Annotated in this window: 12 protein-coding genes; 5 read left to right on the top strand and 7 right to left on the bottom strand. The window is 56.9% G+C overall.

The window, feature by feature from the left end:
- Window positions 1-29 precede the first annotated feature (29 nt).
- Window positions 30-1,643, top strand: coding sequence for a DNA-processing protein DprA (locus H3U89_RS06920; protein WP_198179913.1), 1,614 nt, complete (start codon window positions 30-32; stop codon window positions 1,641-1,643).
- Here the strand turns inward: H3U89_RS06920 and H3U89_RS06915 are convergent.
- A complete protein-coding gene (locus H3U89_RS06915) occupies window positions 1,559-1,903 on the bottom strand; it encodes an MGMT family protein (RefSeq protein ID WP_198179915.1) in 345 nt (114 codons plus the stop codon). The genes H3U89_RS06920 and H3U89_RS06915 overlap by 85 nt on opposite strands.
- A gap of 78 nt (window positions 1,904-1,981) precedes the next feature.
- On the opposite strand from H3U89_RS06915, the gene H3U89_RS06910 reads away from it, so the two are divergent.
- The 3 genes from H3U89_RS06910 (at window position 1,982) to H3U89_RS06900 (ending at window position 5,982) form a co-directional block, all read left to right on the top strand.
- Complete coding sequence (locus H3U89_RS06910) at window positions 1,982-3,883, top strand: FAD-dependent oxidoreductase (protein ID WP_198179917.1); 1,902 nt, start codon at window positions 1,982-1,984, stop codon at window positions 3,881-3,883.
- Between the two features lie 208 nt (window positions 3,884-4,091).
- Window positions 4,092-5,231: a succinate dehydrogenase/fumarate reductase iron-sulfur subunit gene (locus H3U89_RS06905; RefSeq protein WP_332460552.1), complete on the top strand. Its 1,140-nt coding sequence runs from the start codon at window positions 4,092-4,094 to the stop codon at window positions 5,229-5,231.
- 73 nt (window positions 5,232-5,304) lie between these two features.
- Window positions 5,305-5,982 carry an O-methyltransferase gene (locus H3U89_RS06900; protein ID WP_198179921.1) on the top strand — a complete coding sequence of 226 codons (678 nt, stop codon included), beginning with the start codon at window positions 5,305-5,307 and terminating at the stop codon, window positions 5,980-5,982.
- Between the two features lie 18 nt (window positions 5,983-6,000).
- Here the strand turns inward: H3U89_RS06900 and H3U89_RS06895 are convergent, their stop codons facing one another.
- The 6 genes from H3U89_RS06895 to H3U89_RS06870 form a co-directional block, all read right to left on the bottom strand.
- Window positions 6,001-6,768, bottom strand: coding sequence for a TIGR00730 family Rossman fold protein (locus H3U89_RS06895; RefSeq protein WP_198179923.1), 768 nt, complete (start codon window positions 6,766-6,768; stop codon window positions 6,001-6,003).
- Between the two features lie 600 nt (window positions 6,769-7,368).
- Window positions 7,369-8,034 carry an ABC transporter ATP-binding protein gene (locus H3U89_RS06890; protein WP_198179925.1) on the bottom strand — a complete coding sequence of 222 codons (666 nt, stop codon included), beginning with the start codon at window positions 8,032-8,034 and terminating at the stop codon, window positions 7,369-7,371.
- On the bottom strand, window positions 8,034-9,257 hold the full coding sequence (locus tag H3U89_RS06885; RefSeq protein WP_198179927.1) for an ABC transporter permease: 1,224 nt from the start codon (window positions 9,255-9,257) through the stop codon (window positions 8,034-8,036). The genes H3U89_RS06890 and H3U89_RS06885 overlap by 1 nt, the downstream gene beginning before the upstream one ends.
- The gene (locus H3U89_RS06880) at window positions 9,254-9,796 is read right to left on the bottom strand and encodes a hypothetical protein (protein ID WP_198179929.1); all 543 of its coding nucleotides are present in this window, start codon (window positions 9,794-9,796) and stop codon (window positions 9,254-9,256) included. Before H3U89_RS06880 ends, H3U89_RS06885 begins: the two co-directional genes overlap by 4 nt.
- A 311-nt stretch (window positions 9,797-10,107) precedes the next feature.
- On the bottom strand, window positions 10,108-11,865 hold the full coding sequence (locus H3U89_RS06875; protein WP_198179931.1) for an ABC transporter ATP-binding protein: 1,758 nt from the start codon (window positions 11,863-11,865) through the stop codon (window positions 10,108-10,110).
- Entirely contained in the window at window positions 11,866-13,884 is a 2,019-nt protein-coding gene (locus H3U89_RS06870) for an ABC transporter ATP-binding protein (protein WP_198179933.1), read from the bottom strand.
- Window positions 13,885-14,060: 176 nt separating this feature from the next.
- Between H3U89_RS06870 and H3U89_RS06865 the strand changes: the two genes are divergently transcribed.
- Window positions 14,061-15,035 (top strand): helix-turn-helix domain-containing protein, encoded by a 975-nt coding sequence (locus tag H3U89_RS06865; protein WP_198179935.1) that lies wholly within the window; start codon window positions 14,061-14,063, stop codon window positions 15,033-15,035.
- Window positions 15,036-16,117 lie beyond the last annotated feature (1,082 nt).

Below are 16,117 nucleotides of genomic sequence, written 5' to 3'. Positions count from 1 at the left end.
AGACCATACCCGACAGCCAACCGCGACCAATGACCACGGTTGAAAGCGACTGGCTTGCCAGAGCTATCCTGACCATGGCGGCAGATGGCCCCGATGCCTTCATGATCGCCTGCCTGCTGGGCTCGGATCAGGCAGCCGACCTGTGCCGAAACCTGATCGAGTTGGGAGCGCCGAACCAGCCGGAGGGCGACAGCCCCCATGATGCTGCTCGCACCAGCCTGGACGAACGCTTTCTTAAGGGGACGGCTCGATGGGGACGGCAAACGAGCCCTGAGGATCTCACCCGGTTCCACAAGACCAGCGACACCTGGCGAAGACGCCTGACTCCCTTGCTGGTCATGGACACTGGCCAAGTACGGACCATGATGACTGGTGGAGGCCAATTCTGGGTGATGACCCCAGGTGACTCCTGCTGGCCAGGCCAGATGGATGACCTGGCACGCCGATCCGACTGGGCTCCTCCCCTCTGTCTATGGGGACGTGGCGATCCTGAAGCATTGATCTGCTGTGACCGCCCCTTGGCCGTGGTCGGGTCCAGGGCCTGCGACGAGTATGGCCGGTCCATCGCCCACCAGATTGCCAGACAGGCCGCCAGCCAAGGCCACCTGGTCGTCTCCGGCGGAGCCATGGGCACGGACGCCGCAGCCCACTGGGGAGCCCTGGCCGCCGGCGGCGGACGCACAGTAGCCGTTTTTGCCGGAGGCTTGCGACATATGGGGCCCAAACGCAACAGCCGTCTGTTCGAGAACATTGAGGCAGATGGCGGCGCACTGATCAGCGAGCTACCCCCTGACACCATCCCTGAGGCGCGTCGGTTCCTGCTGCGTAACCGAATCATTGCAGCCTTGGCCTTCGATATCGTGGTAGCACAGGCACGGCACCGATCAGGCGCACTGAACACAGCCAACTGGGGCGTGGAATTGGGCCGTCGCGTACTGGCTGCGCCCGGCAGAATCGACCAGCCGGAAAACACCGGCTGCAACCGCCTCATCCATGAGGGCAAGGCGGAGTTGCTCCTGTCGGCATCCGACATCCAAAACATCTGCCATCCCGCCCATGCATCTATCCACCCTGGAAGGTCTGTTCAACAAGGAACCAGCGGCTTAGTCAAAACCACAGAAGATCATGAGCATCAAGGAAGTATGCAGCCCACGCAGCGCATAAGACCGCTTGACTCCGATCATCCGATCCAAACCACTCACGGCAATCAGCCGCTCCAGATCACACTCAAACAATCCGGCACTAATGGAGGTAGGCTTCCGACCCACTCTCAGCACAAAAAGCATCCTTCAACCCCGCCATCGAATCCAGGTAGGGACTGTGAATGTGAAAAAACTGACGACTTGCCTTTAACCAAGGAAGAGGCAACCGTGCTGGCGGCTATCCGTACCTGCCAGTGCCGGGGCGGTCCGCCCATGATGGGACAGCTTCGCGCTGAGCTGGCCAATCAGGGACATGAGCTCTCAGTCAGGCATCTGATGCAGCTGCTGGGTTCCCTGGATATTTGTGGTCTGATCAGCCTGCAGAATGGATGCGTGGTAGCTGAAGACCAGAAGAATCAAGCCTTCCAGCGACAGCGATCCAAATCCACCACCCAGCCGTCCGCACCAGCCGATTCATCGCTGCGGGGAGGAACAAAATGAACGCCTTCATCCTCCAGCAGCTGACGCTGACGTTCAGGCCCGCCAAAAGCGAATCCCGGTGCCAGAGAACCATCGCGGAAGACCACGCGATGACAGGGAATCACCCCAGGTTCAGGATTGTCATGAAGCGCATAACCCACGAACCTGGCGTTGCGCGGATGGCCAGTCAGAGAGGCGACCTGACCGTAGGTGGCCACCTTGCCGCGAGGGATCCGCCTGACGACCTGATACACCTGCTGGGAGAAGGAAAGTTTGGTCATGAGACCCATTCTGCCCGCGCAAGCAGACATGGGCCGGAGGAGCCGCCGCTATCAATAGGTCGTGACAGTATCAATGGTATGAATCCGCAGAAGGTCAGAAACCGCTATGATGCCGTCATCGTCGGAGCCGGAGCGGCCGGGTTGTCGACGGCTCTGGGACTCTACAGAGCTCTGGAGAGCGACGGAAACAGGAACGGCTCGTCGCCAAAGGTCCTGGTCGTCTCCAAGCTGCAGCCCCTGCGATCCCACACCGGCTCAGCAGAGGGCGGCATTGCGGCCAGTCTGGGCAACCAGGAGAAGGACGACTGGCATTGGCACTACTACGACACCATCAAGGGCAGCGACTGGCTGGCTGACCAGGATGCCGTGCGGATTCTGGCCGAGCAGGCCCCGGGCATCGTCATCCAGCTGGAGCATGACGGAGTGGCCTTCTCAAGAACTGAAGACGGGCACATCGCCCAGCGGAAATTCGGCGGCCATACCGCTGATTATGGCGGCCACCCAGTCAGGAGAGCAGCCTATGCAGCCGACCGTATCGGCCATCAGATCCTCCACGCCCTTTGGCAGCAGTGCCTGCGTCAGGGAGTCGAGTTCGCCGAGGAGTGGTATGTGACCGATCTGGTCGTGGATCCGCCCGCTGATGAGGAATCCGGCGGCCAGGCCCGAGGACTGATCGTTTTGGACACTCACGCCGGCAAGCTGCAGGCCATCCAAGCCGACAATATCGTCCTGTGCACGGGCGGGGCCGGCCGCCTCTTCCATACGACCTCCAACTCCTGGGATCTGACCGGCGATGGCATGGCGCTCGCCCTGCAGGCCGGCCTGCAGCTGGAGGATGTGGAGTTTATCCAATTCCATCCCACGGGCCTGGGCCACACGGGCATCCTGCTGTCGGAGGCCTCACGCGCAGAAGGCGGCGTGCTCAGGAACAGTCAGGGACGGGCCTTCATGCAGGACTACGCTCCGGGACACGGCGACCTGGCCGCCAGGGATGTGGTCAGCCGTTCCATCATGGCCGAGATTGATGCAGGCCGGGGAGTGGCCGATCCATCGGACCCTGACGGACCTCATGATTGCGTCTGGCTGGATATGACCGGCATTGACGGCCAGCGCATGACCACCCTGCTCCCCCAGGTCACCGAGACCATCCATCGCTACGCACATCTGGATCCCTCTGTGGACAAGGTTCCGGTCAAACCTACCGCCCACTACACCATGGGAGGCATTCCCATCACCGATCGTGGCCGTGTCTATCGTTGGCAGGATAGTCGCCGTCGAATCGTCGAAGGACTGTTCGCCGCCGGGGAGTGCTCCTGTGTCAGCGTTCACGGAGCCAACAGACTGGGCGGCAACTCCCTGCTGGATGCCTGCCTATTCGGTACCCGAGCCGGACAGACCATCGCCGCCACCATGGCCAAAGCTGATAAGCCAAACGACATGACCGACATATCTACACTCACACAGGCCCTGCAAAGGCGCCAGGCCTTTCTGGATGAGTTGCTTGCTGGCGCAAGCAACGCCGGGCCCTCGGAACCAGCATTGGCCGACAACCAAGGCGAAGAACCCGACACCGATGACGATGCCAGCCTGAACAACCCTTACGCACTGATGGGCCGACTGGGACGGCTGATGGAGGAGGCCGTTGCCGTCCGATGCGATCAAAGCAGCATTGAAAAGGGTTTGCGCGACCTGGATCACCTGGATGCTGATGCCAGACAGCTGCGTGCGCACAGTGGGACAGCAGTGCTCAACCAGGAGGTGACCGCCATCATGGAGGTGGACAACCTGCTGACCCTGGCCCGGGCCGTCCTGAACGCCAGCCTGCAGCGTCGGGAGTCCCGCGGCGCCCTGTACCGGAGCGATTATCCGCAGCGCGATGACGAACACTACCTGGCTCACACCATGATCGATGCCGAGGAAAACGTCTCCTGGCAGCCCGTTCATATCGTCGACATGCCTCCCAAGGGTCGCAACTACTGATGGACCCTGATTATGGAATCTGGGCCCAATCTGTTCAGTCAGGCACCTGTTCAGCACCTTCCCAGGTCAGTCAGGGATTAGGATGGAATTCGCGCATATCAGTGGGCATCGGACCGTTTCACGAACAAGGACAGGAGCAACCGTGACATCACAGTCCACGGAATCAGAAGGATCCAAGGATTCCTCACCGGACCGCGATCCCCGCCCGGTGACCTTCCGAATAGCCCGGTTTACCCCACGACCTCAATCAGAGCGTCCGGCGCGAACCAACCCATTCGCCAAAAGCAATCCTTTCGCCACGGCCGGTAACCGACGGGCCCGCGGCCGTCGTTGGACGCAGGAGTACACGATTCGTATCGCCCCACAGCGCACCGTTCTGGATGCCCTTCTGCAGATCAAACGAGAGGTGGATCCCACACTGAACTTCCGGTACTCCTGTGGCCATGGCATGTGCGGATCGGATGCCGTGCTCATCAACGGCCGTCCGGATCTGCTCTGCACAGCCACCATCGCCGACTGCCTGTCTGCGTCCAAATCCATACCAAACGCATTTGCCTCACCCGGTGTAGCTGCTGGAAATCCACAGGTCCAACAGCCTCCAGCTTTCCGTCGTACCGGTGCGGCGGCCACAGCAACGACCGCGCCCCAACCGACACCGCATTCGGATTCGGTCTCAGACTCTACGGCCACAGATCTTGCAGGAACCCCAGTGCCTGCAGACCCTACAGAAGCTAGACGCCTTACAGACACCCCACATCCCCCAGAAACATCGGGTCATGCAGAATCTTTCATAATAGAGATTCGCCCGCTTCCCGGCTTCACCCCGCTCAGGGACCTGATAGTGGACACCAATGCCATGTTCGAGCAGATTCGGCGCTTCAAGCCTTATCTGCTCCATGATGACTCCTCTGCCGATAGCGGCCAAACTCATAAAGAATCTGAGCAACGGCAAACCCATGATTCTCGGCCGGACCCCTTAGCCAAGAACACCAGCCCAGCAGCCCGGGCGAAGGCAGCCAACACAGAACCAGCGTCAGAATACAAGCAAACGCCGGAAGAGCTGGCCCGGTATGAACTGCTCAGCACCTGTATCGCCTGCGGACTCTGCCAGGGCGCCTGTCCTATTTATGCGGGCGGTGAGGCCTTTGCCGGTCCGGCAGCCATGATCGCAGCGGCTCGATTCATCAACGATTCCCGCGACGGCCATCGGCAGGAACGTCTTGAGGCCATTGACCAGGTGGACGGAATCCAGGCATGCCAGTCCATACGGGCCTGCACCCGACCCTGCCCCAGAGGCATCGACGTGGGTGAAGAGATGTGGAAGCTGGTCGAAGCAGTCAAGGAATAGCCAGACTCATGCGCACACGGGTCAGCAAGAGCTGACGACAGGCTTGTGCCCTCTAGTCGTTACCATGGTTAGCATGGACAAAACCTCGTACAACAACATCGCCAGAGGATGGGAATTCGCCGAGGCAAGCGCTCTGAACGTCGAATCCGACAAGTTGCAGGCCTTGCGAGACAAGGCTTCAGAGGCCGGATTCGCCCAGTGTTCCCGGTCTCAAGGCGCCTTTCTGCAGTTTTTGGCAGGCCGAAACGCTCCGGCATCCATCATCCTGGTCGGCAACGGCTCCGTGGTCGAAGCCCTGCGCCTGATGACAGGCCTACACGGCCATGGCCAGTTCACCGCCGTCGACTCCACAGCCCAAGGCACCTCCCTGGTCAAAAAAATATTCGCGGGCATGGAGAAAGCCCACCCAGGCATGAGGCTGCGGGCGGTCAACGCTGCTGCCCGAACCTACTTCCCCAGGCTCAACCCCAGCGACTACGACCTTATCGTCGTCTCGGGCAATGGGGACAACTACCAACAGGTTATGGACCAGGCTCCACGCCTGCTCAAGGACCGAGGACAGCTGATCTTTACCGATGCCTTCGATCTGCTGGACGAGCCTGACAAGGGCGGCGTGCTCAACCCGGCCAATAGATCCGAGAAAACGACCACCTTACGCACCATCATGGAAGACATAAGCAAAGACAATGCCTGGGAATCCTGCCTGCTGCCCATCGGCACGGGCATGATCATGGCCACCCGCGCCCGCTGACTGCCGCTCGCCCAATTTTCAGGCACGGTGACGCAGGATAGCCTGGACAGCCTCATCGGGATCATCAGTGCGGATAACCAGATCGGGGTCCAGATCAGAAATCATGCCCCGCTGCTTCACCGTGTCTGAGATCCAATCGAAGAGCCCCTGCCAGTAGGCCCTGTCGAAGAGGACGATGGGCATGCTGGGCGCCTTATGGGTTTGGACCAGGGTCAGCACCTCGAACATCTCATCCAGGGTGCCGAACCCACCAGGGCAGACGATGATGCCCGAGGAGTATTTCATGAACATCATCTTGCGCACGAAGAAGTAGCGGAAGGTGATGCCCAGATTCACCCAGCGGTTCAGTCCCTGCTCCATGGGCAATTCGATGCCCAGGCCGACGGACTTGCCACCGACCTCAGCAGCGCCCTTGTTGGCCGCCTCCATGATGCCAGGCCCTCCCCCCGTGATGACCGCCATACCGGCCTTGGCCAGGTCGCCGCCCATCTTGCGCGCAGCCGCATAGATGGAATCATCCCTGCCGGTCCGGGCTGACCCAAAGATAGCGGCTGCGGGCCCCAGCTCCGCCAGTGCACCGAACCCGTCGACGAACTCGGCCTGGATGCGCAGCACACGCCAAGGATCCATATGCAGCCAGTCCGTGTCACCGCCCGACGAGAGCAACCCAGCATTGGCATCCGCCTCGGGAATCATGGGCCCGCGCATGATGACCGGACCACTGTGGTAGGTCCTGCCCAGGTCCGGGCCTTCATCGTCATTGTGATTGTCAACCATATCCGCCATGTACGCATTCCTTCATCGGGCCCCAATCCGAAGGACCCGCTCGATCCTGTTCCGGCTCTCATGATAGCGGCCCCCGCCGCCTGGCTGATGGCAAGGCCAGATTCATATCTGAAGAAATCGCCCCAAGCGATGAGTGTAGCGTGGACGACTCGAATCAGATCAACGGAGTATGGTGTTGCAGTCTCAGACATGGACAAATAACTAAGAGAAAAACCTAGTTCGGCCCTCTAACCGTCTTATGGCTGGCGGCATAGATAACTTACGACTCACTTTGACAGTTCAACTGTTATACATGCTTAATAAAGGAACATGACCAGGCCCAATAAGAACAGGACAAAAACTAGACCAACATCCCTGAACGAAAGCAGATTGGGCAATGCTGATGCGCCTACTATGACAAGGATCTGTACGGTCGCCAAATGTGAGTCTTATTGTTTCACCAGGTGCTCATATGGCAAGCCAAACGGCGAATGCCAGGCATGCTACGCCCAATATGCACAGCGCAAACCAGCGCTTGTCATTCTTGCCCCGAACGACTCCCAGAATTAGAAGCACCAGCCCGAGCAAAGCCTCGAATACCATAATCCAGAAACCCATGCTCTAGTCCTTTCGTTGAAGTTTGATGATTCGATCATGTTGGTCAGCCAGTGAGGCATCATGGGTAACGGTGACAATTGTGGATCCCGAATCGCGGTTCAAGCCAAAGAGCAGGGCGATGATCCTGGACCGGTTCTCCGAATCGAGTGAGGCAGTGGGCTCATCGGCAAGAACAACCTCGGGGTTCATAATGACGGCCCGCGCGAAGACTGCTCTTGATTTTTCCCCTCCGGAGCATTCAAGCGGTTTTTTGCTCAGTATCGACCCGATGCCTAAAGAGTCCACCACCTGGTCGAATCTTCGAGAATCCCCCTTGCGCGGTGTCCGCGCGTAAAGCAGGGGCAACCTGATGTTGTCCTCTATGCTCAAGGAACTGATGAGCGCTGATTCCTGCAGGACGAACCCGATTTTCTGGTTCCTCCATGCGGCCGATTCGAGGTCGGACAGCGTGCGCGCGGATCTGCCCAGCAGCCTGTAAGAGCCTTCATAGCGCGTATCGAGCAGACCGAGGATGTTCAGCAATGTGCTCTTGCCAACGCCGGACTCTCCAACGATTGCGACCTTCTCGCCCTCGGTGACTGTCAGCGAGAAATGTTCAAGAAGAGTGACTGAAGATGAGCCCTTCCTGTATGTTTTATGATCCAGGTTGAGATCGATGACCTTGTCCATTATTGCAGCACCCCCAATGAGATAGGAACACGCCTGAGCCTCCAGGTGATCAATTGAGCGAGCATAGCAACCAGAAGAAAATCGAACAGCGACGCGACAAGTAAGGCCAGCCAGTCCATCCTGATCATTCCCCACAAGCCATAGGTCATTAAGAATGCATCCTTCCTTCGCCAGTAGCTATGTCGCGAATAAGCTGCCATGGCGAAAACGGCAAGCAATGCAATTAAGGAAGAACCCGCATAATATGCGTAGAAAAGCCGACGAAGTCTGCCATAGCTCAGCCCCACCATGAGGTTGATCGTGAAATCACGCATCATTACCCGCACACTGATCAGTGCACTCCAGACAGACAGCAAAACGATGAGAATAAGCAGTACACCGGAAGCCACGGTCAGAAAACGCAAAGAAGAGAACAAATATTCGTTGTAATAGTCTATGTTGTCCTGATAACTGTAAAGGTTGAACTTGGCCCCAATCGTCTTGTCGATGTAATCGCCCAATTCGGACACGTCCGCACGATCGGTATCAGATAGAACGAGATCGTTGAGCGCGTTGATATTAAAACTGACATCAGCCTGTTTGATGAAAGCCGTGGTGACGGGCACAACTACTGAAAAATTGTAGTACTTCTTCGAATTAAGCGCGTAGAAGTTGGAATGCACCGAATTCTCGGCGATGACACCGACGACCTTCACCCTTACTTCTCGCAGCAAGGCAGGGTCATGCATCTTGAATTGCGTGCCAAGCGGATAGTCGTCGGCCAGTCCCTCGCCCACCAACACGGGAATGGCATCGTTCCGCACCAGGCTGTAATCAAACGTCAACCCGCTTCCTTGAGCAATGGGAAACCCATCCAGGTCGTTATATCGCTGATTCATATAACTCACTGGAACCTTAACCCCGCAACCATTAGCCAGATTGGTCATCATTCCGTCCGTATAGAGCGCGTAGTGATATCGGCTGTCCAGACGATCGTAGACTTTCTGAATCGATGCTTTTGAGATGTCCTTGTTACCAAAATCTGAATTCGGATCCAGGTTCGCTACGAATGTTCCCTCCTTGTCAAAATGCGCCATTTGCTGGTATCCCTCACGCGTGGACAAAACACTATGAGCTGTCAGGAATGCCATGTAGTTGGCCATCAAGAACAAGACCAGCGCACCTATGGCAAAGATTGGTTTGCTGAGAAATACACGAGTCAGAAAGAAGCGGAAAACCTTCATCTTGCCCCCAAGAACGCAGCGCTCAACAGTACGTATGCGGCCAGGGCCAAGAGCACATAGAAGCTATCAACTATCTCGAAGCCCAACAGCAGATGGACCACAGTCGAAAGCAAGAAAGAAATGCCGAGCAATATCAGGCATTCGACAAGATACCTGAGTTTTATCTGCCTCAACGTATCTCCCACCAGTACCCGGCATCTGACCTCAGTTCTGGCTTTTGTCACCAATTGATAAAGAAACACCAACACAAACGCAGAAAACCCCAGCACGAAAGCGCGCCGTTTTTCGATCATGAATTTGATGTAACTCATCAACACTTCCGAATCATCCGCCTGGTGTTTCAAATACACGAAAAACCCAGACAATAGAAAGCAGCCCAAATACAGAAAGACCAACTCCAGGCGATTGTTGAGCCTCAGTATCGATCTATCCATAAAGCGTCTCACCGTGCCACCTTTCGCAGACGCCACCAGGCTAATTTCGACATGTCCGAGCTGCTTGATTATCCAGTGATACTTACCTTTGATGATGCTGATCAAATTTCATGACTTGTTTCGAGCGGCAGAAGAGGCTCAATCAAATCCAATTCTCTCTGTAAAGCCACCTCCTTGTGAAGCATGTGAGCTTACTTATAAATTAAAACTTTATACTACGCGTTGATAAAAGTCAGCAATATAAATGCAAACAGTTCAAGCTTACTCGGAACAGTCTTTGGAACAATCAATTTGGGAATGAAATCTCGCATTCAGCCACTCGTTCCTCAGTTTGTTCGGAAATAATCTGACTGCCTGTGATGTAGTGCTGCCCTTCTCTGCCGTTTGGCGATACCAAGAGTCGATCCAAGCCCCCTCTACAAGGACCAGTCTGCGCTCTCTGCCTGCAAACGAACCATCCGCGCAAATTCACCATCTGCGGCCATGAGCCCCTGCGGGGAACCTTGCTCGACCACGCGCCCATGGCCCAGAACCACAATCTTGTCAGCCTGCTCGACGGTGCGCATCCGGTGGGCGATGACCATGACGGTCTTCCCCACCAGCAGTTGTGACAGGGCTTCCTGCACCTGCGTCTCGTTCTCCACATCCAGGGAGGAGGTAGCCTCGTCAAGCAAGACAATCGGTGCATTCTTGAGGATGGCTCTGGCAATGGAGATTCGTTGCCGCTCGCCCCCGGAAAGTCTGGAGCCGTTTTCACCAATCTTCGTCTGGTACCCCTGTGGCAGGCACGAGACGAACTGGTCGCAGTTGGCGGCCCTGGCTGCAGCCAACACCTCCTCATCAGTTGCACCGTTCCGACCCATCCGAATATTGCCCATGACCGTGTCATCAAAGAGCATCACGTCCTGGAAAACCACGGCATAGTCGCGCAGAAGAACCTCCGGATCCACTTGGCTCACATCCACTCCTCCTACGGTGATGGAGCCTGCAGCAGCTTCCCAGAAGCGAGCCGCCAGCCGAGCACAGGTCGATTTCCCGGAACCCGAAGGGCCGACCAGGGCCGTGACCTCCCCCTCCCGGGCGGTGAAACTCACATCTTCGAGAACCGGCTCGCCTACCGCCTTACCCGCAAGCGCGGGATAGGAAAAGGCAACGTGGTCGAAGACGATATCGTGCCCATCGGGGTGGAATTCCTCACTCCCCTCAGCTACAGGTTCCTCGTTGATGGAGCGAATCCGCCGGGCCGAGCCCTGGGATTGGAAAAGTTCCGAAACCAGCATCAGCGCCTGATCAAAGGGCGAGTAAATCCGTGAGACCATCAGGAGGAATAGGAACATGACCATGAAGTCGATCCTGCCCTGGATGATCAATCCGGCAGCCACCAGGAAGGTCGTTGCCACACCCAACCTCAAAACCACCATGGCGGAGTTCAATATAAGGCCATTGGTCATCTCGGTTCGGACCGTAGTGGCTTCGGTGTCATCGATGGTCGAGGAAAGCCTTTCCAGATACCTCTTTTCCTGGTTGGTGGCGTGAATCTCCCGAACGCAGTCAAGCGCCTCCTGAATGCCGTCACTGACCCGAATCTGGGCCTGCCTCGTACGCCGTGACGAAGCTTCTACGAATCGTCGAGTGGCAAAGATGATAGTGAAAGCCACCGGCACGCTCCAGAATGCAGCCAAATCAAGTGCCCAATTGATGGGCAGAAGCGACAGGAATATCAGGACGGATGAAACGACTGCGCCATAGAGCTGGCTCAGCGCATGGGCGTAGGCATGTTCCATGGTGGCCACGTCACCCAGAATTGTATCGGTCAGATCAGCCAGGTCACGCCGCCCGAAAAAGGAAAGTGGGAGTTTGCGCAGTCTCTCGGCCAGGTCGATCCGCTGCGTTCCGGTCTGGCTGAAGACCGCGCCATAGGAATAACTGTACTGGAACCAGGAGGTGCCGAAGAGAAGCAAGGCAAAAGCCAGGAGACCAGCCAGGTAGGGCAAGATCCCCGGCAGGGGCGCCCCTGCCGTCAGGTGCTCGACAAAAACCTTCATGACCAGCAGAAGGGAGGCCGTTCCCGCCATGATGATCAGATTGGTCAGTGTGGTCCACAGCGTTCCCAGAACTACGATCTTCATGCCTTGGTCGGACAGGGCATACTTCTTCTTGAATGAGGCGAACACTTATGCCTCACCTCCTTCCCTCTGGATGTCGGAATCATCGGTAGACAAGTCCGCAACGAATGGCCCTGTACCCGGAACGGTGTGCTCCTCATCCGCAGTGGAGTCTGCGGGATTTCGCCCCGCTTCACCGGCAGTCTTCGGAGAGTTGTCGACCTTCCAGGAGACCGCACGCTCGTAATCAGACCAGAGACGGGCATAGGTACCCTGCGCATCAAGAAGCTGGCGATGAGTGCCCTGCTCAACCAGGCGGCCCCCATCCAGCACCAGAATTTGATCGGCATGCGCCACAGTCGACAGACGGTGGGCAATCATAAGAACGGTTCGCCGCCGACCCCCTTCATCCTGAGTCAGCTTGGTCAGCGCATTCTGTATCAGGACTTCGTTCTCGGGATCGGCAAAAGCGGTCGCCTCATCCAGGACCACAATGGGAGACTCCTTGAGGATCGCCCTGGCCAGGGCCACACGCTGGACCTCTCCCCCGGAAAGGTAGATTCCACCTGAACCGAGCATGGTGTCAAGCCCATCGGGAAGCTTGTCAACGATGTCCATGCATTGGGCCGCTCTCAACGCGCCCATAACCTGCTCAGGAGCGGCGTCCGGTCTGGCTGCGCGAACGTTCTCCAGGAGGGTGGTCGAAAAGAGCCTGTTGGTCTGGAAGACAAAGGCGACCTGCCCCATCAGATCATGTGTATCGATGGATCTGACATCAATGCCACCCACAGCGACCCTGCCCGAATCCACATCCCAAAAACGTGGCAACAGACTGGCACAGGTCGATTTGCCGCCTCCCGAGGGACCGACCAGAGCGACCATTCCACCCTCCGGCACCTTGAAGTCAATCCGATCCAGTGCCGGGAGATCAGCACCTGGATAGGTATATGACGCATGTTCCAGGGAAGCATCTGCCGACTTCGGGCGTTCCGGTTCGTCAGCTACCGTCAGAGGATCACTGCTGAGCACGCCGGCAATCCTGTCCAAGGCATCGTCGGCCTTGCTGAAGGACTCACTGGAGAACTGCAGACGAATCATGGCCGTGGGGACCATGCCCGAGAAGACGGCGTAGAAGGCGAAATCGGCCACAAAAGAGGTGAAGTCACTCTGCCCCGAAGCCAGCAGGATGGCCACAGGAATCAGGAAGATCACGGTCCCGTTCAGGGCCGTCATCTGAATGGTCTGGGGCAGGTGGCAGATTTCCATGGCATAGTTCCTGGCTATTCGGCTGTAATGCTCGATGGCCTCATGGAACGCCTTGAAGGAGTACACCGTCTGTTGGAAGACCTTGACGACCGGAATACCACGGACATATTCTGTCCCGGTCTTCGACATCCGCACCAGCGCATCCTGGTATTCCGTCATAAAGGACTGTCCCTGATCGTTCATCATCACGCGGATACAGACCAGGGCTATCAGAATAGGGAAAAGGCAGGCCAGGCCCATACGCCAGTCGAAGACCAGCATCAGTATCGGCATGCCTAAAATCATGGCGAAGGATCCAGCCGCGTCGGGGAGGATATGGGCGAGCAGATTCTCGGTATCGCCCGCCGAGCCATCAATGGTGCGACGCAGCTCGCCGGAGGCATGGAGGTCGAAATACCCCAAGGGAAGGCTCAGCAGGTGGCCTATGGCCGCTTTGCGCATGTTGGATGCGCTCCGGAAAGCCGCCAGATGCGTCATCAGCAGCCCTGCACAGTACAGAATGACGGAAGCCGCCGCAAACCCGAATCCCAGCCATCCATAAATGGCGATTTCCGTAGCCTGAGACCACTCCGGAGCAACGGCGAGGAGATCTTTTACCGCCAGCCATATGCAGATGTAGGGTCCCAGGCCAGCAATCGTGGAGAGGGCGGACAGACCACAGCCGAGATAGGAGAACACCTTACGAGGGCCGGCGAAATCAAGCAGCCGCCTGAGGGAACTACGCCCATGCGACCTCTCACGATTAGGCGCATCTCCCCCGCCCTGTGCTTTACCTTCTGCAGGATCCGGTTTGCTTCCCGAATCCGCCTGATCTGTGAACATCTCTTTCCTCCAGGTTCATCCAAAACTCTTGTCGTTCGCTGCCATCGAACGTAATCTGAGAAGTCAATGCCCGGAAGACCGTCACAGAGCGCCGAATGAATCCGTAAAAGGTGCGAACGAAAACGAAAGTCCGCCGAGATTGCTGTGAAAGCCGGCAGGATGAAAGCAGGTGAGCCATGACAGACCACACGATACGTTCCGAGTCCCGCGAGATACAGACCCTGTATCGCCCCCAGGTGGAGCAACTCGGCATGGAACTCCATCACCGATCGGGAGGATTGGAAGGGCAGGTCGATGGCGACATCTGCCAAGGAAGATTCCAAGCCAATCCAGCGGGTCCTTATTGCCTGGTCATATGGCACGACATCACCTTCCTGCGCGAGATGGATTTCAGCGAGTACGCCATGACCGACTACGCTTGCCTGACCTTGGATGAAAGCCCGGCATCCAATCCCGTTTTTTACGGTGTGCCACCATGTACGATGCAGGAGGGCAACATGGTCTCCTTGGTCCAGCAGGCAGGCTCGGTCACCAACCGCATACCGGCAGGCTCCCGCTCGCGAACTCGGAGCATCTGCATCCTGCCCGACTATTTCATGGAGTTGGAAAACCAATGGCCTGTCCAGGTCAAGGGACTCTTTGACGCTTTCCGCCAACCCTGGCCATCCGATATTGCCCTGGCCGCTTTAACCGCCATGTCAAAGTTGTCCCCCGGAAGGCCGGGACAGACGGAGTTCCTCATCAAAGCACACATCGACCTCCTCATGGCAATGTTGGCCCAGGTTTCCTCCGCGCCCGAACAGAGCCACGAATCATCACACGACCACGACCTGGTCCAGCAGGTCAAAACCCACATCCAATCCCATCTGGGCGGCGACCTCTCCATCGATCAGATAGCCCAATCCCTGTATGTGGGACGCACACGTTTATGCCTCGCCTTCAGACGTCAGACCGGCACAAGTCTGGCCAGGTACATCAGAGAGCAAAGAATGGACCAGGCCCGCCTCCTTCTCTCGTCAACCACGGAAGACATTGCCCGGATTGGCAGGCGGGTCGGATATACGCGTCCCAGTTCATTCAGCGCGGCTTTCACCAGAGAAACCGGGATCCCTCCAATCTCTTGGAGGGAACAGCACAACCGTGTTCGTTAGTCTCGCCGCAATCGAAGCTTCCCAGTTGCGAAAGTCAAGTAGACGGTCACAGACCCGAGGAATATGACTTTATGAACGCTCCCCTAGCTGAGACCCTTGTCCGATTTTGACGTCCAGGCACAGGATCTGTATGGAGCGATGGTGATGTTCCCGTCCTGGCAGAGGGGAACCAGCTCACGTTCCTCCTCACATATAGATCAGGCCCATATGGCTCTGCATCGAAACTGAGGAGCCCATCCGCGGCTTGTCGCTACGAATCGTTATTTCCAGAATTTCAGGCGTACATGGCGCTTGCTCCCAGGTAACGTACTTTTCCCGCTTTCACCAGATTGTGCAGAGTACACACATTCTCTTCGATGATATGAGGTATTCCCAGCGTTGACTGATGTAGAACTACGTAGTCTATTCCCAAAACAATCCAGGCTATGGTCGATTTGCTGCATGATAGGCTAACGGGAAGCACACGCTAGTTGGAGTGATTCAACGGGGAGAAAGAAGACTTTGGTGGCAACGGCGATCCCGTCCTACTTCCCTACTTCTTCAGGCCCTGGACCAGGTATCGTTCAGAATTCCTATGCGGATAAACATTGGCAATGTCAAAGAAACTAGATGGGTCTTCGAGTAACAAGATATGCTTCTCAACCTTTATTCTCGATAACCGAACGCAGCCCCTGCCAGGCTTTCGCCCTTTTCAAAATGAGTACACGACCGGAGAAACTTGACCAAAATCTGGTCCGCTCCACTTCATCGACAGTGGTTCCCTGGGTTGAAGGATCGTCGCAGCAGCAGACTTCACCTTCTGTGCTAGACGCCCGAGTGCCACGAAATACGACCAAGTGGCCGCAAGTTGCAAAATACAGAGACTATAGGAGCAACTTGGACTACGGGTAGACCTTCCAGAAAACCGATTGGGGCTTCAGGGAAAACCTCACCATCCAAGCCATAGGAGCACCCCAATTCAAGAAGCCCCCTCAATATCCACCCTTTGGCGACATCGTAGGATCCGCTCTCAATCCCCTCAGCCAGCAAGGTGTCGAGAGTCGGTACAGGAAGTCCTTCGGCATCCAGAATCGCCTGGACAC

This window comes from Bifidobacterium sp. W8104, assembly GCF_016100735.1.
GTDB classification, from domain to species: domain Bacteria; phylum Actinomycetota; class Actinomycetes; order Actinomycetales; family Bifidobacteriaceae; genus Bombiscardovia; species Bombiscardovia choladohabitans.
This window is presented reverse-complemented; position numbering and strand designations above follow the sequence as displayed.

Excerpts from the sequence above, each read along its gene's own strand:
- H3U89_RS06915 (WP_198179915.1), bottom strand. The coding sequence starts at position 1,903 with ATGACCAAACTTTCCTTCTCCCAGCAGGTGTATCAGGTCGTCAGGCGG.
- H3U89_RS06910 (WP_198179917.1), top strand. The coding sequence starts at position 1,982 with ATGAATCCGCAGAAGGTCAGAAACCGCTATGATGCCGTCATCGTCGGA.
- H3U89_RS06895 (WP_198179923.1), bottom strand. The coding sequence starts at position 6,768 with ATGGCGGATATGGTTGACAATCACAATGACGATGAAGGCCCGGACCTG.
- H3U89_RS06920 (WP_198179913.1), top strand. The coding sequence starts at position 30 with ATGACCACGGTTGAAAGCGACTGGCTTGCCAGAGCTATCCTGACCATG.
- H3U89_RS06865 (WP_198179935.1), top strand. The coding sequence starts at position 14,061 with ATGACAGACCACACGATACGTTCCGAGTCCCGCGAGATACAGACCCTG.
- H3U89_RS06890 (WP_198179925.1), bottom strand. The coding sequence starts at position 8,034 with ATGGACAAGGTCATCGATCTCAACCTGGATCATAAAACATACAGGAAG.
- H3U89_RS06870 (WP_198179933.1), bottom strand. The coding sequence starts at position 13,884 with ATGTTCACAGATCAGGCGGATTCGGGAAGCAAACCGGATCCTGCAGAA.
- H3U89_RS06885 (WP_198179927.1), bottom strand. The coding sequence starts at position 9,257 with ATGAAGGTTTTCCGCTTCTTTCTGACTCGTGTATTTCTCAGCAAACCA.
- H3U89_RS06900 (WP_198179921.1), top strand. The coding sequence starts at position 5,305 with ATGGACAAAACCTCGTACAACAACATCGCCAGAGGATGGGAATTCGCC.